This window comes from Shewanella sp. HL-SH2 (assembly GCF_051164935.1).
GTDB lineage: Bacteria > Pseudomonadota > Gammaproteobacteria > Enterobacterales > Shewanellaceae > Shewanella > Shewanella glacialimarina.
Genome location: NZ_CP195035.1, coordinates 3,524,963 through 3,544,953, shown reverse-complemented (window position 1 = coordinate 3,544,953; position 19,991 = coordinate 3,524,963). Strand labels below are relative to the sequence as shown.

17 protein-coding genes and 5 tRNA genes are annotated in these 19,991 nt (G+C 41.0%); 15 read left to right on the top strand and 7 right to left on the bottom strand.

From position 1 onward, the window contains the following. Positions 1 to 39 precede the first annotated feature (39 nt). On the bottom strand, positions 40 to 567 hold the full coding sequence (smrB, locus tag ACRWP9_RS15440) for an endonuclease SmrB (RefSeq protein ID WP_226414271.1): 528 nt from the start codon (positions 565 to 567) through the stop codon (positions 40 to 42). A gap of 79 nt (positions 568 to 646) precedes the next feature. Between smrB and prmB the strand changes: the two genes are divergently transcribed. The 6 genes from prmB (at position 647) to ACRWP9_RS15410 (ending at position 6,036) form a co-directional block, all read left to right on the top strand. Continuing rightward, complete coding sequence (prmB, locus tag ACRWP9_RS15435) at positions 647 to 1,591, top strand: 50S ribosomal protein L3 N(5)-glutamine methyltransferase (protein ID WP_226414274.1); 945 nt, start codon at positions 647 to 649, stop codon at positions 1,589 to 1,591. Positions 1,592 to 1,654: 63 nt separating this feature from the next. Continuing rightward, positions 1,655 to 2,749, top strand: a complete 1,095-nt coding sequence (gene aroC / locus ACRWP9_RS15430) for a chorismate synthase (RefSeq protein ID WP_434926728.1) — start codon at positions 1,655 to 1,657, stop codon at positions 2,747 to 2,749. Further along, a complete protein-coding gene (locus ACRWP9_RS15425) occupies positions 2,750 to 3,919 on the top strand; it encodes an MFS transporter (RefSeq protein ID WP_434926727.1) in 1,170 nt (389 codons plus the stop codon). 64 nt (positions 3,920 to 3,983) lie between these two features. Then, a complete protein-coding gene (locus ACRWP9_RS15420; RefSeq protein ID WP_434926726.1) occupies positions 3,984 to 5,168 on the top strand; it encodes an ATP-NAD kinase family protein in 1,185 nt (394 codons plus the stop codon). Positions 5,169 to 5,172: 4 nt separating this feature from the next. Next, on the top strand, positions 5,173 to 5,451 hold the full coding sequence (locus ACRWP9_RS15415) for a YfcL family protein (protein ID WP_226414285.1): 279 nt from the start codon (positions 5,173 to 5,175) through the stop codon (positions 5,449 to 5,451). 3 nt (positions 5,452 to 5,454) lie between these two features. Next, positions 5,455 to 6,036 carry an RNA methyltransferase gene (locus tag ACRWP9_RS15410; protein WP_434926725.1) on the top strand — a complete coding sequence of 194 codons (582 nt, stop codon included), beginning with the start codon at positions 5,455 to 5,457 and terminating at the stop codon, positions 6,034 to 6,036. Between the two features lie 710 nt (positions 6,037 to 6,746). On the opposite strand, the gene ACRWP9_RS15405 is transcribed toward ACRWP9_RS15410, so the two are convergent. The 4 genes from ACRWP9_RS15405 to ACRWP9_RS15390 form a co-directional block, all read right to left on the bottom strand. Then, a tRNA-Met gene (locus tag ACRWP9_RS15405) sits at positions 6,747 to 6,823 on the bottom strand. Positions 6,824 to 6,875: 52 nt separating this feature from the next. Continuing rightward, a tRNA-Met gene (locus ACRWP9_RS15400) sits at positions 6,876 to 6,952 on the bottom strand. Positions 6,953 to 6,988: 36 nt separating this feature from the next. Continuing rightward, a tRNA-Met gene (locus ACRWP9_RS15395) sits at positions 6,989 to 7,065 on the bottom strand. A 57-nt stretch (positions 7,066 to 7,122) separates the two neighbouring features. Beyond that, a tRNA-Met gene (locus tag ACRWP9_RS15390) sits at positions 7,123 to 7,199 on the bottom strand. Between the two features lie 309 nt (positions 7,200 to 7,508). On the opposite strand from ACRWP9_RS15390, the gene rlmKL reads away from it, so the two are divergent. The 5 genes from rlmKL to rmf all read left to right on the top strand — a co-directional run bounded on the left by rlmKL (position 7,509) and on the right by rmf (position 14,169). Next, positions 7,509 to 9,644 carry a bifunctional 23S rRNA (guanine(2069)-N(7))-methyltransferase RlmK/23S rRNA (guanine(2445)-N(2))-methyltransferase RlmL gene (gene rlmKL, locus ACRWP9_RS15385; protein ID WP_434929091.1) on the top strand — a complete coding sequence of 712 codons (2,136 nt, stop codon included), beginning with the start codon at positions 7,509 to 7,511 and terminating at the stop codon, positions 9,642 to 9,644. Then, a complete protein-coding gene (locus ACRWP9_RS15380; protein WP_434926724.1) occupies positions 9,634 to 9,864 on the top strand; it encodes a glutaredoxin family protein in 231 nt (76 codons plus the stop codon). The genes rlmKL and ACRWP9_RS15380 overlap by 11 nt, the downstream gene beginning before the upstream one ends. Position 9,865: 1 nt before the next feature. Continuing rightward, complete coding sequence (locus ACRWP9_RS15375; RefSeq protein ID WP_434926723.1) at positions 9,866 to 11,782, top strand: ABC transporter ATP-binding protein; 1,917 nt, start codon at positions 9,866 to 9,868, stop codon at positions 11,780 to 11,782. A gap of 26 nt (positions 11,783 to 11,808) precedes the next feature. Further along, positions 11,809 to 13,713 carry a DUF3466 family protein gene (locus ACRWP9_RS15370; protein ID WP_434926722.1) on the top strand — a complete coding sequence of 635 codons (1,905 nt, stop codon included), beginning with the start codon at positions 11,809 to 11,811 and terminating at the stop codon, positions 13,711 to 13,713. A 279-nt stretch (positions 13,714 to 13,992) separates the two neighbouring features. Beyond that, complete coding sequence (gene rmf / locus ACRWP9_RS15365) at positions 13,993 to 14,169, top strand: ribosome modulation factor (RefSeq protein WP_226414298.1); 177 nt, start codon at positions 13,993 to 13,995, stop codon at positions 14,167 to 14,169. Positions 14,170 to 14,278: 109 nt separating this feature from the next. Here rmf and fabA read toward each other — a convergent pair whose 3' ends face one another. Both fabA and ACRWP9_RS15355 read right to left on the bottom strand, forming a co-directional pair. Further along, entirely contained in the window at positions 14,279 to 14,794 is a 516-nt protein-coding gene (fabA, locus tag ACRWP9_RS15360; RefSeq protein WP_434929090.1) for a bifunctional 3-hydroxydecanoyl-ACP dehydratase/trans-2-decenoyl-ACP isomerase, read from the bottom strand. 75 nt (positions 14,795 to 14,869) lie between these two features. Beyond that, complete coding sequence (locus tag ACRWP9_RS15355; protein ID WP_434926721.1) at positions 14,870 to 16,627, bottom strand: S16 family serine protease; 1,758 nt, start codon at positions 16,625 to 16,627, stop codon at positions 14,870 to 14,872. 243 nt (positions 16,628 to 16,870) lie between these two features. On the opposite strand from ACRWP9_RS15355, the gene ACRWP9_RS15350 reads away from it, so the two are divergent. The 4 genes from ACRWP9_RS15350 (at position 16,871) to ACRWP9_RS15335 (ending at position 19,918) form a co-directional block, all read left to right on the top strand. After that, a tRNA-Ser gene (locus ACRWP9_RS15350) sits at positions 16,871 to 16,960 on the top strand. A gap of 87 nt (positions 16,961 to 17,047) precedes the next feature. Further along, positions 17,048 to 18,379 (top strand): tyrosine-type recombinase/integrase, encoded by a 1,332-nt coding sequence (locus ACRWP9_RS15345; protein ID WP_434926720.1) that lies wholly within the window; start codon positions 17,048 to 17,050, stop codon positions 18,377 to 18,379. 488 nt (positions 18,380 to 18,867) lie between these two features. After that, positions 18,868 to 19,143, top strand: coding sequence for a transcriptional regulator (locus tag ACRWP9_RS15340; RefSeq protein WP_182743084.1), 276 nt, complete (start codon positions 18,868 to 18,870; stop codon positions 19,141 to 19,143). Positions 19,144 to 19,597: 454 nt separating this feature from the next. Beyond that, positions 19,598 to 19,918 (top strand): hypothetical protein, encoded by a 321-nt coding sequence (locus tag ACRWP9_RS15335; protein ID WP_434926719.1) that lies wholly within the window; start codon positions 19,598 to 19,600, stop codon positions 19,916 to 19,918. Positions 19,919 to 19,991 lie beyond the last annotated feature (73 nt).

Here is a 19,991-nt window from a genome sequence, read left to right as displayed (position 1 = left end):
TATTCATCTTGTAAGATTAATAGCCGATTATCTCTCAATCTATCTTCGATGTGGCTGATCGCCAATATCAATCAAAATCAGTAGTGCTGCATCACCGCCCCATTCTTTAGGTGCTTGATGAAAAGCCTTTACTTTGGGGTGTTGTGCTAACCACATGGGCAGCTGCTGCTTTAAAATCCCCATACCATATCCATGCATTACACTGCAGCAAATGCTGTTTTGCTTTACGCATGCTTGAATAAGAGCGGCAAGCTCTAGTTTGGCTTCTGATTGTCTTAATCCATGCAAATCAAGCAATAGGTCTGGTACGTAATCGCCACGGCGTAAACGTTTTAACTCTATTTTATCAACGCCGTCGTTCGTCCAGCGCATTGGCCCTGTGACGGGCAATAACGGTTGATAGGTGTCAGAAAAGTAGCTACTTGAATGAAGCTGTAGCTCTTTTATTTCCACTTGCTGTTTGTTTTTTACGGGTTGTTTAAAGTGATGGGCTTGTTGCTTAAGGGGTTTTATCCCGGCAACTAAATCACTAAACGACTCGAAATCAGTGATATTTTTGTCATTCATGGCGATATTGTATTGAATTCTAGCCCATCTTAATAGACATCAGTTACAATGCAGCAGAACTATTTTTTAGGAGTGTGTTTTGGATAAAATTTTTGTAGATGAAGCGGTAACCGAGTTACGTACTATTGGCGATATGCTCCGTTGGGCTGTTAGCCGTTTTAATGACGCCGGAATTTTTTATGGCCATGGTACAGATAATGCTTGGGATGAAGCCATTGCATTAGTTTTTCATGCATTACACCTACCGGAAGAAATAGGCCAGCAGGTTATTCAAAGCAACCTAACCAGTAGCGAAAAACATAAAATAGTTGAGCTGATTATCCGCCGTGTTCGTGAACGATTACCGGTTCCTTATTTGACTAATAAAGCCCATTTTGCTGGATTAGAGTTTTTTGTTGATGAGCGTGTGTTAGTGCCACGTTCACCTATTGCTGAAATGATTAATAATAATTTCAGCCCTTGGTTATACAACAAACCAGTACATCGTATTATGGACTTGTGTACTGGCAGCGGCTGTATTGCCATAGCCTGTGCTTATGCTTTTGAAGATGCTGAAGTTGATGCGCTTGATATTAGTGAAGATGCCCTAGAAGTGGCGCAAATTAATATCGAGACGTTAGGCGTGTTAGATCGTGTATTCCCAATTCAGTCAGATATGTTTGCAGCAATTGAAAAAGGGCCACATTACGATTTGATCGTATCTAATCCTCCTTATGTAGATGCTGAAGATATTGATGATATGCCAAGTGAATATCATCACGAGCCAGCCATTGGTTTAGCATCGGGCCGTGATGGATTAGATTTAACCAAGCGTATTTTAGCTAACGCAGCCGATTACTTAACCGAGAACGGTTTATTGGTGGTTGAAGTGGGTAATTCTATGGTGCATTTAATGGAGCAATTCCCTGATGTACCCTTCATGTGGGTCGAGTTTGAATTTGGTGGTGACGGGGTGTTTGTATTAACCCGTGATCAGCTAGTTGAAAATCAATCACTTTTTGCCATCTATAAAGATAGTGAATAATCATGCTGTAATAGTGTAGCATTACGCTATTCAGTTTTTTATTGGTAAAGGGATAAATGGCGCATGTCAGGAAATAGTATTGGGCAAAACTTTGTCGTCACCACATTTGGTGAGAGTCACGGTGTGGCACTTGGGTGTATTATTGATGGTTGCCCGCCGGGGCTAGAATTAACCGTTGAAGATATGCAACATGATCTTGATCGTCGTCGTCCCGGTACATCACGCTATACAACAGCTCGTCGTGAAGCTGATGAAGTGCGTATTTTATCAGGGGTGTTTGAGGGTAAAACCACAGGGACTTCGATTGGTTTATTGATTGAAAATACCGACCAACGCAGCCAAGACTACTCCAACATAAAAGACTTATTTCGCCCTGGACATGCTGATTACACTTATCAGCAAAAGTATGGTCTACGAGATTATCGTGGCGGTGGACGTTCGTCAGCCCGTGAAACCGCGATGCGTGTTGCAGCCGGCGCTGTGGCTAAAAAGTATTTAAAAGCGGTGCATGGCATTGATATTCATGGCTATTTGTCACAGCTAGGGCCGATTAGTGCTGAGTCTATTGATTTAGCACAGGTTGAGCAAAATGCCTTTTTCTTTCCTGATGCGTCAAAGCTTGATGCACTAGATGAATACATGCGTGAGCTGAAAAAGTCAGGCGATTCTATCGGTGCAAAAATTACCGTATTGGCTACAGGTGTGCCAGTCGGTCTTGGTGAGCCAGTATTTGACCGACTAGATGCAGATATTGCCCACGCATTAATGGGTATCAATGCGGTAAAAGGGGTTGAAATTGGTGATGGATTTGGTGTGGTAACACAGAAGGGATCAGAAGGGCGTGACTTGATGTCACCCCTTGGATTTGAGTCAAATCATGCCGGCGGCGTATTAGGCGGCATATCTTCAGGGCAACCGATTGTAGCCAATATTGCACTAAAGCCAACATCGAGTATTAGTGTGCCAGGTAAAAGTATGACTGCGCAAGGTGAGGTTGCCGATGTCGTCACTAAAGGTCGTCATGATCCCTGTGTCGGGATCCGTGCAGTGCCTATTGCTGAAGCTATGTTAGCGATTGTATTGATGGATCATCTATTACGTCATCGTGCTCAAAATCAAGATGTACACAGCCTAACACCCGTAATCGGAATGCGTTAAATGCCAACCAGTTCTAGCCCTGAGTTTCAGCTTCGCTGGCTCAGGGCTTGTTATTTTTTCTTCTTTGCTATTCTCGGTGTTCTAGTCCCTTATCTTGGGGTGTTTTTTGACGCCCGTGGGTTTGATGCCCAAGAGATTGGTTCATTACTTGCCATACTCATGGCGACGCGGATCGTTGCGCCTAACCTTTGGGCTATGGTTGCTGATAGAACAGGGATGCGGGCAGGGTTGATCAAGCTAGGGGCTTTTTGTGCAGCACTGACTTTTATCAGCTTTTTCTTTGAAGGTGGTTTTTGGTATTTAGCGATTAGCTTGACCATCTATACCTTTTTTTGGAATGCCATTTTAGCGCAACTTGAAGTCATCACTCTTGAGACCTTAGGTGACAATGCCAATCAATATGGCGCAATTCGAAGTTGGGGCAGCGTTGGTTACATTGTTTTAGTTGTGCTTACTGGCGTGAGTATCGAACGTTTAGGGGCTGAGGTGTTGCCGTATATTGGCATGGTATTATTTATTGGATTATTAATATGTTCAATGCCGCTACCTTCAACTAAAGCCGCTGTGTTAAGCGGGTCAGAACGACCCAAATTACGGCTAGATAAATCAATCATTCTGTTTCTATTGTCAGCCTTGTTATTACAAATGAGTGTTGGACCTTTCTACGGTTTTTTTGTGCTGTATCTTAAGCAAGTTGGTTATTCAGAAACCTTCGCTGGGATCATGGTGGCCTTTGGGGTATTGGCCGAGATAGGCATCTTTTTATACGCTTCAAAATTGATTGGCAAATATGGTTTACGCCTGTTGCTTATTGTTAGTATTGTGCTGACCTCTGTGCGTTGGTTAATTTTAGGGTATTATCCCGATGTGGTTATTATGCTGATATTTAGCCAAACATTGCATGCATTTACTTTTGGTTTGACCCATGCCGTGTCTATTCAATTTATTCACCGTCATTTTGGTATCCATCATCGCAGTACTGGCCAGGCCTTATATGCTAGCTTGAGTTTTGGTGTGGGTGGTGCGTTAGGAACTTGGGTTAGCGGCTATATTTGGGGCGATGGTAGTGGCGCTGCGCATGTTTGGTTATTCGCAGCAACTTGTGCGATAGCCTCTGCCGTGGCCGTTATGTTTATTCCCGATATGAATGGTAAAAGCCAGCACAGCTGATGTTGTGGATTCAAATATAGATTAATTGTTTCATTCAACTGCAATTTATAGAGAAGGAGCCAATGTGAAGCCGTTTCGTTTAGGTTTACTCATTAACCCACTAGCAGGTTTAGGTGGCAGTGTCGGTTTAAAAGGGTCTGACGGTGTTGCCGAAGAAGCATTGGCCAAAGGTGCTGAGCCCAAAGCGCATCTGCGGATGCAACAGGCTCTAGATGTTGTGTCCGCGTATAAAGATCGCATTCAAATCGTTACTTCGTCTGGCTGTATGGGCGAAGATATCGCTGTTAAGATGGGCTTTAATACTCAGGTTGTGCATCACTGCGGTGATAATCAAAATCAATCTGGTGCGGATCTAAGTGAAGTTAATAAAAGTACTCAAAGAGTATTAATTACCACACAGCAAGATACCCGTGACGCAGTAAAGGCATTATTAGATCAGTCACTGGATTTATTACTCTTTGCTGGTGGCGATGGTACTGCAAGAGATGTGTACTCTATTGTTGATGATGCTATTCCTGTATTAGGCGTACCTGCTGGGGTTAAAATTCATTCAGGCGTTTATGGCATAACGCCTAAGGCTTCGGGTTTAGTGGTTAAAATGCTGCTGGATGGTGAGTTAGTCAGTTTAATGACCGCTGATGTCATGGATATTGATGAAACGGCATTTAGGCAAGGTACAGTTAAAGCTAAACGCTTTGGTGAAATGTTAGTGCCAGCAGAGCCGCGTTATGTACAAGCGGTAAAAATGGGCGGCAAAGAGACAGATGAATTGGTATTGGCCGATATTGCAGCCGATGTGATTGAATCTATGGATGATGAGATTTTTATCATGGGTTCAGGCAGTACTGTCGCGGCAATTATGGATGATCTTTATTTAGATAACACCTTGCTTGGTGTTGATGTTATTCAAGATAAACAATTAATTGCCACTGACGTAACAGCCCAAGAGTTATTGCAGATAACAAGTGGCGAATCAGCCAAGCTTGTGATCACCTTAATTGGTGGCCAAGGTCATGTGCTTGGAAGAGGTAACCAACAATTGTCACCCGCATTGATAAAACAGCTGGGTAAAGACAATATTTTGATCGTTGCCACAAAAACTAAGCTAAAAGCACTTGAAGGACGGCCATTAATTGTGGATAGTGGCGACCCAGAATTAGATGTAGCCCTTACAGGCTATTATAAAGTAATAACTGGTTACCATGATTACGTCATGTATCAAGTGGCTAACCCAGATTTGGTGGAATAAACCTATGTTAGAAAAGTATGATGTCGCGATGGAATCTTGGATACAAGAAACCGTTAGCAATGGTGATGATGATGCATTATTTGCCAGTGGTTACTTACAAGGCCATATTGCAGTGGTTTTAGCGAAACTTGAAGTGCAAGCTGATCAAGGTATTGATGCACTCGACAATCAAGTGATTCAGTGTCTTGCGCTGGCAAATGAAGAACTTAATGATGCTGATTATGTATTAGTTGCCCAAGCTTGGCAGCAATTACGCAGTCGTATTGTATCTGCAGTAGCATAGTTAATGTCACTTACTATATTAGATGATAAACAGCTCGAAACAGCATTTGAGCAAGTATCTGCTCACGTTGCAATTGGGCTGGTTAATCCCAAAACCCCAGTGAATGTGGGCGGGATTATGCGCGCATCGGGTTGCTATGGTGTCAATCAAGTATTTTATACTGGTAGACGTTATGATTTTGCGGTTAAAGCGGATACTCAATATGAAGTTGATAAAAAGCAAGCTGCCAAAACCATTCCACTGAAAGGCGTTGAATCATTATTAGCCCAAGTGCCCAAAGGCAGTAAGGTCATTTGCGTTGATCTTGTTGTGGGTGCGATTCCATTACCGCAATTTATCCATCCAGAGAATGCCTTCTACATTTTTGGCCCTGAAGATGGCACCATTCCCCAGCAGCTTATCGATGCCGCTGATGACGTAGTTTATGTGCCGACCAAAGGGTGTATGAATCTTGCTGCTTCAGTAAATGTGTTGCTCTATGACCGATTAGCCAAATCAACTGAGCATCAAACGGATGATAAGCTGATTATCAAAAATCGCGATACTAATAACCGTACCCGCGTGAAGCACTGGTTAAAGAAGTAACCAATAAGTAGGGTGTTTTGCTGTTAATCATCAAGGCACTTTGTTTCTATGTTGTTTTAATTCCACGTTTTAGTTTTCTTACTTCATCCATAAATATCTATTTTTTATCTTCCTAAAAATCCGCAACAATCATCACTAACTCATTTTCCTAGCGAAGCTTAATCAGCGGTTTTCTTTTGGCGGGCATAAAGTGTTGATCCCGACGAGTTGCTTTTAGGTTTTTTACTATTGTGATAGTGAGATTTTTAAAACTAGAAAGGATTTTGATGATAACTAAGATTAATAAATTGGTTGCGGGAGCCGGATTACTGTTAACAACTGAAGCGACGACCTTCGTTGGCTTGTATAAAGAGTTGAGCCGGAGTAGTTGCTTTAAGATTTTTTACTATTGTGATAGTGAGATTTTTAAAACTAGAAAGGATTGTGATGATAACTAAGATTAATAAATTGGTTGCGGGAGCCGGATTACTGTTAATAACTTAAGCGACGACCTTCGTTGGCTTGTATAAAGAGTCGAGCCGGACGAGTTGCTTTAAGATTTTTTACTATTGTGATAGTGAGATTTTTAAAACTGGAAAGGGTTGTGATGATAACAAAGATTAATAAATTGGTTGCGGGAGCCGGATTACTGTTAACAACAGAAGCGACGACCTTTGTAGGTAATAAGAGCTGAGCCCGACATATCTACAAACTAAACAACACTATTAAATTGGTTGCGGGAGCCGGATTTGAACCGACGACCTTCGGGTTATGAGCCCGACGAGCTACCATACTGCTCCATCCCGCGACTGTATTTGTTGCTTTTGCTGGGTAAATCTATTTCTTCATTAGTTATAAATTGGTTGCGGGAGCCGGATTTGAACCGACGACCTTCGGGTTATGAGCCCGACGAGCTACCATACTGCTCCATCCCGCGACTGTATTTATCGCTTTTATTACTTGCTCATCAAATTGGTTGCGGGAGCCGGATTTGAACCGACGACCTTCGGGTTATGAGCCCGACGAGCTACCATACTGCTCCATCCCGCGACTGTATTTGAATCGCTTCGTTTATCGTAATTATTTAAAGTTCTATTAAATAATTATTGGTTGCGGGAGCCGGATTTGAACCGACGACCTTCGGGTTATGAGCCCGACGAGCTACCATACTGCTCCATCCCGCGTCCGATAAACGCTGCTTTGTTGACTCGCATCCTTAAGAAAGTTTGCTGTGCCCTTCAAAGCGGAGCGAACTATAACGACTGACCTTTGGCTTTGCAAGCGTATTTTTAAAATATGCACCTGTTTGCAGGTAAAGTGCTCGGTTTGGTTGTTTAAATAGCGATTTTTAGGCTTAAGGGCTGAAAGATGAGGTTGTCTCATTAACGTTAGGCAATAGAAGCACTACCAAATTAGATAAGTCGTTGGGGATATCCGTTTGAGCAGGTATAATGCGCCTCAGAATTTATTGAGTAAAGATGACTAGCCAACCCATGTTTAATTTTTTTGCTGCCTCCCCGAAAGGGTTTGAATATAGCCTTGCTTGTGAACTGAAAGAATTCGGTGCGCAAGAGGTAAAAGAAAGTGTTGCAGGTGTTTATTTTTCTGCCCCCCTTGAACTCGCCTATCGGATCACTTTATGGACAAGGTTAGCAAGCCGAATTGTGTTGGTTATCTATAAAGGTCCTTGTGAATCACCGGAGCAGTTATATAACGCTGCTTACTGTATTGACTGGCCGTCGCATTTTTCTAATAAGAATACCTTTAGTATCGATTTTCACGGTACCGGCGGTTTTATTAACAACACCCAGTTTGGTGCGTTAAAAATCAAAGATGCTGTCGTTGACCGTTTCCGTGATGATGGTGACAATCGCCCCGATGTTGAAAGGGTTAACCCTGATTTTAAAATTGATGCACATTTCCGAAATGGACAAGTCACTATAGCGATGAACTTTTCAGGTTCGTCTTTGCATCAGCGTGGTTACCGCTCGACTACCGGTGAAGCGCCATTAAAAGAGAATTTAGCTGCCAATATGTTGGTCCGTTCAGGTTGGCAACAACAACCTGTTACCTTATTAGACCCATTTTGTGGTAGTGGCACCATACTAATTGAAGCGGCGTTAATGGCTTGCGATATTGCCCCAGGTCTTAAGCGTGAACGCTTTGGTTTTGAGTGTTGGCGCAGCCATAACAAAACCATGTGGGCATCTGTTCTAGAAGAAGCTCACGCACGTGCAACCTTAGGTAAAAGCCGTTGTAACATTAAGTTTTATGGCTCTGATATCGATTCTCGTATCGTGTCACTGGCACAGCGCAATGCTGAAAACGCAGGTGTCGATGATCTTATTGAGTTTAATGTTACCGACGTGCTGCAATTAACCCCACCTGAAGCGGAAGGTTTCTTAATTTCTAACCCACCCTATGGTGAACGTCTTGGCAGTGTGACTGAGCTACTACAGCTTTACTATCAACTCGGCGACAAGTTCAAAAAAGAATTTGGTGGTTGGAAAGTGGCCATGCTGTGCAGTGATGTAGAGCTTATCTCATCACTAAAGCTTAAAGCCGATAAACAAATGAAAATGTTTAACGGTGCACTTGAGTGTGTGTTTAACCTTTATACCCTGCATGCAACAGACACCCGTCGCATCGCGCCTGAGTTACCTGAAGGCGTCGATATTGTTGATATTGCCCCCGCGTTTTCTAATCGTATTAAAAAGAATATGAAGCAGTTAGAAAAGTGGGCAAAGAAAGAAAATATCAATAGCTACCGTATCTACGATGCCGATTTGCCAGAATATAACGTTGCTATCGACAAATACGTTGATTACGTTGTGATTCAAGAATATTCAGCCCCTGCGACTATTCCAGAAGCGATTACTAAACGTCGTGTTAGTGATGTTTTACTGTCTTTACCAGGTGCTCTAGGCATTAGTGCTGATAAAATTACCTTGAAAACGCGAGAGCGCCAAAAAGGCACTAATCAATATGAAAAGTTGGATGAGAAAAAGTTAGAAGTTATCACCCAAGAATATGGCGCACGTTTCAAATTAAACTTAACCGGTTATTTAGATACAGGTCTGTTCTTAGACCATAGAGTTACTCGCAAACTGGTAGGTGAAAAGTCACGAGATCGTAATGTATTAAACCTTTTTGCCTACACGGGTACCGCGTCAGTTCATGCAGCATTAGGCGGTGCTAAATCGGTTACTACCGTTGATATGTCGAACACTTATATCAGCTGGGCGAAAGAAAACTTCAGCTTAAACCGCCTAGCGGGTAGACATTACCAATTTGTACAAGCTGATTGTTTACAGTGGATTAAAGAAAATAGCCATAATAAATATGAGCTTATATTCATAGATCCGCCAACGTTTTCTAACTCAAAACGTATGGAAGACAGCTGGGACGTTCAGCGTGACTACGTCAATATGTTAGGTGATGCAATCAAATTGTTGTCTCCAGAAGGTGAAATTATCTTCTCTAACAATAAACGTAAATTTAAAATGGATATCGATTTATTAACCAAGATGGGCATGAATGTTGTCAATATTGATGACCAGTGTTTGCCGCTTGATTTTAAACGTAATCCTCATATTCACAATGTTTGGCTAATTACCCATGCCAAATGAGAGTGAATATGTGTTGTATCATACCGAAGGCTGTCACTTGTGCGAGTTAGCATTAGCTTTGGTTGAGCAATCTAAAATCAATTTTAAGCAGGTCGATATTTGTGAAGTTGCAGAGTTAGCCGAGCGTTATGGCACTTCCATCCCCGTGTTTGCTGATGGCCAGCGTGAAATATGTTGGCCTTTCAATGCGTCTGAATTAGCGCGATTTTTAGGAGAGTAGTGTGAGTCTTGTTCGAATTAGTAATGGCTCATTAGCCTATGGTTACACGCCATTATTGCAAAATGCCGATTTTACCATTGAACCCGGAGAACGGGTGTGTATTGTTGGCCGTAATGGTGCTGGAAAATCGAGTTTAATGAAAATTTTGTCGGGTGATGTATTACTCGACGATGGCGAATTTAACATCACTAATAATGTTAATGTCAGTCGCTTACAGCAAGACCCTCCTAAAGCAGAAACAGGCACTGTTTATGCTTATATTGCCGCAGGTTTACAGGAAGTTGGTGAAGCATTAGAGAAGTACCATCAATTGTCTCACGACATCGCCGATGCATCGCCTGACGAAATGGATCGTATGCTAAAGGAAATGCAGCCTCTTCAGGACATTCTTGATCATAATAATGGTTGGCAGTTAGATTCTCGCATCATGCAAACCTGTGAACTACTTCGCCTAGATGCGGATAAGCCATTATCTGAATTGTCAGGTGGTTGGCAACGTAAAGTCGCGTTAGCGCGTGCGTTAGTAAGCGAGCCAGATTTATTGTTACTTGATGAACCAACCAACCATTTAGATATCGATACTATCGAATGGCTTGAGCAGTTCTTAATGAGTTTTAAAGGCGCTATTGTGTTTGTCAGTCATGACCGTGGTTTTATTCAACGTATGGCGACTCGTATTGTCGATTTAGATCGAGGTGTGGTGACATCTTGGCCTGGTAACTATCAAACTTATCTTGATGGCAAGATTGAATGGTTAAGAGTTGAAGCTGAAAAGAATGCTCAATTTGATAAAAAACTGGCAGAAGAAGAAGTCTGGATAAGACAAGGTGTTAAAGCACGTCGTACCCGTAATGAAGGACGAGTGAGATCACTTGAAGCATTACGCCGAGAGCGGGGAGAGCGCTTAAATCGTCAAGGCAATGCCAAAATGGCCGTGTCAGATGGTCAACGTTCAGGTAAGTTGGTGTTTGATATTCTTAATGTTGATTACAACATTCCTGAGAAAAATTTAGTTAAAAACTTCAGCTCAACTGTCATGCGTGGTGACCGTATTGCCTTAATCGGCCCTAATGGGTGCGGCAAATCAACGCTAATTAAATTGTTAATTGATCAACTGCAACCGCAATCTGGTGAAATTAAAGTCGGCACCAAGTTAGAAGTGGCTTACTTTGATCAGTACCGTGAAGCGCTTGATCCTGAAAAAACCGTTGAAGAAAACGTCGGTGAAGGTAAAAGTACAGTAACAGTAAATGGACAAGATCGTCATATTTTAAGCTACTTACAGGATTTCTTGTTCTCGCCTATGCGTGCAAGAACGCCGGTTAAAGCCTTATCTGGCGGAGAGAAAAACCGGTTATTGCTTGCTCGCTTACTCCTACGTCCAGCAAACTTAATTATCCTCGATGAACCAACAAACGATCTTGATATTGAGACCTTAGAGTTGTTAGAGTCACTACTAACTGATTTCGAAGGTACCTTATTAATCGTCAGCCACGATAGAGCATTTATCGATAACACTGTGACAAGTAGCTGGTGGTTTACTGGAAATGGCCATTGGAGTGAGTATGTTGGCGGTTACCAAGATGCGGTATCCCAAGGTGCAAAATTTTATTCTGAGGAACCTGCGGCAGAAATCGTTGTCCAAGCTCCAGCGGTTAAAGAAGTGGCTCCAGTTAAGGCTGCTGAAAAGCCTGCAAAAAAGCTATCTTATAAGATGCAACGTGAACTGGATGAGTTGCCCGCTAAAATGGAGCAGTTAGAGCAAGAAATTGCATCCTTACAAGCAACGACGAACAATGCTGACTTTTATAATCAGCCACAAGATACGGTTAATAACGCATTACAGCTATTAGCGACAACCGAACAGAGTTTAGAAAAATGTTTTGAGCGTTGGGAAGAGCTTGAATCATTAAAATAAAGAATAATATAACAGGAATAGTTTACATGAAGTTAAAGTTAGACAGAGCCTTATCATTGGTTGCTATCAGTGTATTAAGTGTTATCGGCAGTGCGCAAGCAGCACCTGTATATGAGATTGATAACCTAGATGAAGTGACTTACGATTTACGCGGTACGCTCACAGGCACTCGTTCAGGTTATGCGTTAGGTGTTGATAATAACGATGAATTAGTCGGTATTTCTAAGGGGAAAAAGAAGCTCAGCACTGAAGACATTGAAGGCGGCATCATAGATGTTGAAGATGGTATAGCACCAGCCGAACAAATTACTTATTCAATTTATACACCAATTGAAGCAAATAACTTTACCTTTACTGCTGCTGCAAATGCTGCTGAAGCATGGAAACCTGCTTTTTTTAGCATCGCAGGTACGACTGCTCCCGACACGTTAGATGCGGAAGGCGAGCAAGTCGTCAATTCAGTGGATAGCTATTTTTATGGTATGAATAGCAGCGGTATTAAAGTCGGTGCTTATAGTGCGCCAGAACAAAAAATACCTTATGAAGGTACCATAGAAGACCAAGAGTATTGGTATATTCGTGATTTTGAACTGCGTGGTGTAGCGGTTCAATCGAATGAAAGTCCTGCAATTGAACTGCCTTTAATTCCGCCATATACCACCTTTACGCGTGAAGCTAGCGGTGATAAACCTGCCGCGACGGTTGAGTTAGGCGGTTGGTCATCGGCGTCAGCTGTAAATGAAAGTAATATTGCAACGGGTTACGGCAGCACTGAGCTGGCTTCATTCAGTAAAGACCGAGTCAACCTTTGTATTGATAATTATAATCCTGATGTGGATAACCCTGCACCGATCGATGTCTGTGTTCAAGCAGATCAATACCCTGTCAATAACCGCCGTAACATTCAATATCAAACCCGTGCCCTTGTGTGGGATTTAAATACTATTGATGCTGAAGGTAAGCCTTTAGTTACTGAATTACCTTTGGGGTTAACTCCAGGCGAGTCAACTTTGGTATTTACTGCCCAAGGGCTAGGTATTAATAGTCAAGCAGATGTTGTTGGACGCTCCCATGTTTATCGCAATGGGGATACTAATAATTTACGTCAGGATGCCGCTTTTTGGAAAAAAGATGCAAATGGTGTGTATCAATATAATTGGGTTGATTTTAAAGATAACGATATTTTAGCCTCAATGTCATATGATATAAATGATGATGGTTTAATGGTTGGTAGTTACCAAAAGTACATTGGCGGCTATCTACGTAGTAAGTTTTTCATTTTTGACACCAATAATACAACAGAGTTACCCGTCACTCCTGATGATTTTAATATCGGACTTTCAGATCTTAGTAGCAAAGCGAAAGACATTAATAATAAAGGTCAAGTAGTGGGTCAAATTGAAGTGACTTACGATAAAGAAAAACCTAGACCAAAAGCGGGTTTTTTATATAATCACGCAGATAAAGAATTTTTAAACATTAATAATCTTTTGGTTTGTGAATCAAAAGGTTATGAGTCTTCTGGTGATTCGTGGGCTCGTAAGAAAATCACTATTCAAGATGGTACAGGAGAAGAGTTAACTTACGATTCAGAATTTTATGTCGTTGAAGCTAATAGTATTAATGAAGATGGTACTATTGTGGGTACCGCATTTATTAGAAAACCACAGTATCAATTTGATCTTCTGGGCAACTTAATCATCAATGAAGAAAACGGCCTACCTTATTTTGCGCTAGACGGGAATGGTAATCCGGTTACATCTTATCTTCCTCGTATGGTGGTGTTAAAACCGACTAGCGGTGAAGCGTGTAGTTACACTGATGTACCAGAAGAAAAACCTTATGTGCGTCAAGGTGCAGCAAGTTTGTCATGGTTATTTGCGCTGCCACTATTATGGTTAAGACGACGCAAAGTCAAATTAGCTAAGTAAGTGTTAATCACTCTAGCAGCTTGTTGAACTCAGTTAAACGCTGATTTACGCTATGTGCTGATACTGTTATTGAGTAGACTATGAAACATAAAAAATCGAGAAAATATTCTCGATTTTTTTTTATTTTTATTCTCAATATGTTAATTGACCTTCACTCTAATTGATGATTTTTTGTGTTGATCTTGTTTGAAAAACGAGCTATTTCTATTTGTCTGGCTTGTTTAATACAACGGGTTTTAAGTATAGCGAGTCAGTTTAATCACAAACGAGGACGCTTACATGAAAAGACAAAAAAGAGATCGTTTAGATAGGGCTTTTTCAAAAGGGTTTCAAGCAGGGATAGGAGGACGCTCTAAGGAATTGTGTCCCTATGCTGGTTTAGACCCTCGGTCGCAATGGCTTGGCGGTTGGCGTGAGGGCATTGATGGCAGGTTGAATGGGCTGTTTAATAAATGATCTGAATCATTTGTGGATTATATAGACCAAAAAATGCCCTCACTTTGAGGGCATTAACATAGTCAGGTAATTAGACTTGTTGAGATCATTAATATTCAATTTTATTGAGTTAGAAAGTAGAAGTGTCGCTAAATACACCCACTTTTAAATCTTTCGCTGAATAGATTTGACGACCATCCACTTCTAATGTGGCATCTGCAATACCCATAACCAATTTGCGATGAATAGTACGTTTAATATTAAGTCTGTAGGTCACTTTTTTTGCATCAGGTAAAACTTGTCCTGTAAATTTAACTTCACCGACGCCTAATGCACGGCCTTTACCATCAGCGCCTTCCCAGCCTAAGTAAAATCCAACCAATTGCCACATAGCATCTAAGCCTAAGCAACCCGGCATAACAGGGTCAGTGATAAAATGGCAATCAAAAAACCATAATTCTGGATTGATATCGAGTTCTGCAACGATCTCGCCTTTACCAAATTCACCGCCATTATCATTAATAGTGACAATGCGATCCATCATTAACATGTTGTCTACAGGTAAACGTGGACGATTAGGACCGAGTAAATTGCCGTGACCACATGCGATTAGTTGTTCCTTGGTAAAACTGTTTGCTCTTTCCATTTTCTCAATACCACTAGAATGACTTTTTGATGCAGACAAGATAGCGAACACGTGTAAGCTAAACAACTCCGATCACTAAATAATGCCTAATTTTGCTAATATTTTTGCAAAAAAGTTAAGTTCGACCTCGTCTCCATGTCCTGCAAGACGATCGAGTCGTTGTTGTACCATGCCGTATAAGGTTTCTGGTGGAAAATCATTATCTTCATTTGCTACACCGGCAGGGATCGTCATCAATAATTCAACAGCTTGATCCATGTGCTCAATGGCGTAAATATGAAACTTTTCCTCGGCAATTGCAGCTATTACCTCTGGTTCAAGGTTTAACTGCAAAATATTCGCTTTAGGAATAATAACACCTTGCTCACCTGTTAAACCTCGGCGAGAACATAAATTAAAGAAACCTTCAATTTTCTCATTCACGCCGCCGATAGCTTGTACATTACCAAATTGGTCTAATGCACCAGTGACAGCTAAAGATTGTAAAATCGGGTGTTCTGCAATGGCAGACATTAAGCAGCAGTACTCAGCTAATGAAGCACTGTCACCATCAATTTCTTGATAAGATTGTTCAAATACAATATTGGCATTTAAATGAAGCGGCGCATCACGGCCAAATATGCGATACAAACAGGACGAAAGGATCATCATGCCTTTTGTATGAATATTGCCTCCAAGCTCAGATTTTCTTTCAATATCCGCAATTTCTCCATCACCATAGTGAACTGATGCCGTAATACGGGCAGGTTCTCCATATGAGTAGTCGCTCGTATCGATAACCGTTAATGCATTGATTTGCCCAACCATAGCCCCTTCGGTAGGGAGGTTAATAAAGTTATCATCAAAACTTTGGGCTGAATAAATTTCTGAACTATTGTGACGAAATTTGAGTTGCTGTAAAGCTTTAGCCACAGCATTACTGTTAATACCATTACCCTGTTTGTTACTTGGCAGGCTAGGAATAAAAGCCTTAGCTTGAAGCATTAAAGATCGCATGCCTATCATGTTCAGACTTAATCTTTGTTGATGCTCAATGAGTCTAGAACTGTACCAAAGTAACGGTAATATGCTTGATGTTTCAAGCACTACGCCTTGTTTATTGGCTAATGTCGCTAACCACTGCACATATTGCGTTTCTGAATGTTTGGTTAAATCTAACTCATAACTGATTTCAGCTAATATTGGAAAATTCTGACTAAATAATCTGTCCTCACTTTGTAAGTGACTAAAAGAGATACCCGAGCCCACTAGTATAATCTTGCAGTTTAATGGAATAGGGGCTAAATCTTGATTAATACGATACTCTCCATCAGAGAGAATTTGTAACAACAACTCCCATAGACCTTCGCGTTTCCAAATTGACTGCAAACAAATAAACACAAAATGATTAGATGCTAATGCCCCTGCTTTATATTGGCTATTTTTATCGGTCTTTTGCATTTTCCCAATAAGGTCATTACGTCTTATAGGACCTTGTAAATAACAAAACAATGATTGTTGTTTAGCGATTGTGCCAACATTTTCAGGGGGACGCTGCGGCTGCCATTTAAATTTAACCGGCTGGAGATCTTCTGTTGATTTTGTTGCAACCAGGTATTGATCCGCAGGAGTATCAGCCTGTGTACATAATGCTTCAATAAAATCGACACGGTCCACACCTGGGAAATCAGCTAGAAACAGATTTTGCCCGCTCACTTTATTCATTAATTTAAAGCTATCAACAACTCTATCCTGACCCAGCAATAAGTGACTTGGATAAAAAGTACTTGGTACCTCTTTAGGTACATGAAATTGTGGTGCCAGTTTGGCACTAGGAAGCAATGTTAGATTCATAAATTAATAAGTGGACGATATACTGGAAAATAATGACTCAAATAGTAGCATAAAGCGCTGTAAAGTCTTTAAATGAATCGTCTAGCAAGTTAACTGTTATAAAGGGATGTAAGCCCAAGTAGGGCGGTTTTATCCATTTTTGCATAAAAACACATCATAGTGGTCAAATGGTAAACATTTAGATTTTTTTTTAAAGTTTATAGTTTACAAGCACCAGAGATACTTATATTATTCAGCTCGTTCGGAGGGATGGCAGAGTGGTCGAATGCACCGGTCTTGAAAACCGGCAACGGTTTATCCCGTTCTAGGGTTCAAATCCCTATCCCTCCGCCACATTAAATATGAGAAAAGCCGTTGATTATCAACGGCTTTTTTTGTTTCTGGCGTTTGAGGGGCTCTCCATAAGGATTGACTCAGACAATGTATCTTTATCGAGCACCCAACAACGTATACTTCACACGTATCTGTTTATCCAAATATTTACGCGACAAGGGCTACCCCTTTGACGTAAAAGTCTCCTTACTGACTCGTGACAGAGCAGAAGCGGTCATCCGTAACATTGATGTTGCCGGAACACTCAAAAAAATCATCAAGTCTATTGACCATAAAACCCGTATTAATGACTTTATTCGCTACGTCGATGAAGTGATTAACCATCTTAGAGCTCAGTTTGATGCTGATGATTCTGATATTACGTTCAACATCACGCCGAAACCTCATGCTATCCCCATTAGAGACACTAAGTTGTCGGAATATCGTGAAACCACCACTGTGGCTCAAGCAATGCCTGTCTTAGCGTTAAATGAAGCATTAAGCGCATTTATTATTTCAAAACAAAAATCAGCCATCAGACCGCTCTCTATCAAGCAACTTGAGCAGCGTACTAGGCATTTTATTGATACCGTATCATCAAAAGATAAATCAAGATCCAAAACTAACGCTGAGAGCAAATGTGTGCACGATATCACCAGCGCTGATGCGATGACCTATCGAGATGCTTTACTGATTCAAGGCCGAAGCTACAAAAGCAATAAAGAGTACTTAGCTGCTGTATTGCAGTTCTTTAAATGGTGCCAACTAATGAACTATTGCAACCACAACCCCTTTGAAAGCGTTACTGTAGGTCAAAAACCAAAAGCTAAACCGAATCAAGCTAGAGACCGCTGGACGCACATTGAACTTAAACGCCTACTTCGCAGCTCATCATTCAAGGCTTCAACAATCGATTTCAAGTGGGTCACCCGTTTGATGCTTTATGGTGGTTTAAGGCCCTCAGAAGCCTGCCAGCTCAAACCAGCCGATATCAAGCTAATCGACGGCATACACTGCATTAGCGTTGATGACAGTGGCGCTTTACAACGATTAAAGAACCTCAATGCCAAGCGCTATGTGCCAATTCATAACGCATTACTTGAACAAGGCTTTATGGCATTCGTTACTCAGCGAAAATCAACACATACCCAGCTGTTTGATTATAAACCCGTTGGTATAAACGAAGACTGGTCAAAAAACTACTGCAAACAGCTGGCAAAGCTTCAAAACGAAATAGGTATGCAAGCAAATAAGCGTCCAACAGCATACGGCTTCAGACACACGTTTATCGATGAAATGAAGCAACTGGATATCAGCGAGCACATCGTTGCTCAAATCGTCGGTCACGCTAATCCCAACATCACTTTCAGTCGTTACGGCAAAGATATAAACGTTGCAGCATTGCTTAAGGATATTGAGAGAATTGAATATCAAATTTGATGATCGGGTGTGGTTAATAAATAAACTTTAAACCTAAATTAACAATCTGTCTCGATTGGCAGTAACAGTGTCAGTTGAGGCACAAACACTGCCAAAGCTGTAATTATTTCGCTACAGCAGAGAGCGAATAATTAGGCTGTTGAAAATGGCTCGCAGTCAGTGAGTGCGAAATATAACAGTTTAATCAAACAAATGTTTCAAACATTGCTTATTTATTAAATTGTCTTAAATGCTCTGTAACCCAGATATCATCAGCTACAGGGTAGTGCGAAACAAACCTTTTTGCTCTCACTGAGAGTAAAAAAATTTGTGTTAAAGAGTGAGTAAGTAGTTTTAGCTAGACCTTTATTTTTTAAAGATATAGGGATTCTGCATTAAACCTGCTAAAACGTTTATGCCCCCAAAGTGTCAGGATAAATTAGACCCAATTTCAGTCATACTACAGAGTGGCTGCTGTAACGGTGACGATTCAAAGAGAAGAATTGATAATGAAGAATACTAAACTCAATATATTGCTCTCAAAATGTGACGTAACGGCACCAATACCTGATGACTTAGCTGAATGGCTTGATTCTCCTTCTGTTGGAAATGAGATTGTCACGGATTGCGAAGATACGCCCCTGAGTTCTGATGATGAGTATCGTGCAGCATTAAAGAAAATTGAAGGATTGTTTGATGCAATACCTAATACCGCGGAAGGTTCTGAGCTCGAAAAATGGATTTCATTAGTTGAAACATATGAAAATGAACACTTCCCAATGTAACTCACAGTTGCCCCAAGGTTTGTTAGAACCAAAGCTCTATTTAACAGTGCTTACCTTCGTTTTCCATATAAAAGCTAATTGATATGAATCTTCTACAGAGACCACTATTTACTGCCTAGATTGCATAATCTAATGAGCTGGTTTTATATACAGTTATAATACGTTTTGGCTTAACTTATATCAAACAACCCGATAAGTAAGTCTAAGATAGTAAGTATAAATTATGAGATTAAACTTAACTGATTGATATTGTAGTAAATAAGTTTCTATAGCGATTTTATGAATACTTTATTTTGGCTATCTCGGTTTGTTTTTGGCTTTACGAATAACTTATCGCTTTACATCAACGACATAGCAAATGTAGGATGATATTAATGAATAACTTAAGCGCCCGACTTTATTTGGCGAGCCGTTCAATAAGCGTTATACCCCACCAATGGAGTGTTGAGTAACAATGGATGTGAATGAGCAATACAGCCAGGAAGCCAGAATGCAATTGGACTTCTATTCCTTTATGGCTGTTGCGATATGGATTTGCTTTGGTGTTGCGATTACTTCTGGTGTAGCAATGCATCTAGTTGTTACCACGGTAGCAGCCTCATCAGAAGTTGAATCATCGATGTTTTTATTTTCTTCCGCAGTATACGGCTTTTTAGGGTTCATCTTTTCGCTATTGGGGTCTGCGGGTATATATCCCTTATATGCATTCTGGTGTGGTAAAAAGAGAGGGCAGCGGGTTACTGGACGCTTTGCCTTTATCAATAGCGGAGTATAACAAGCCTCTGAATTAAGATGTACCAAGGCTGTCATGCCATTTGCTGAGCAAATCGCCCGCAGCACATGGTTAA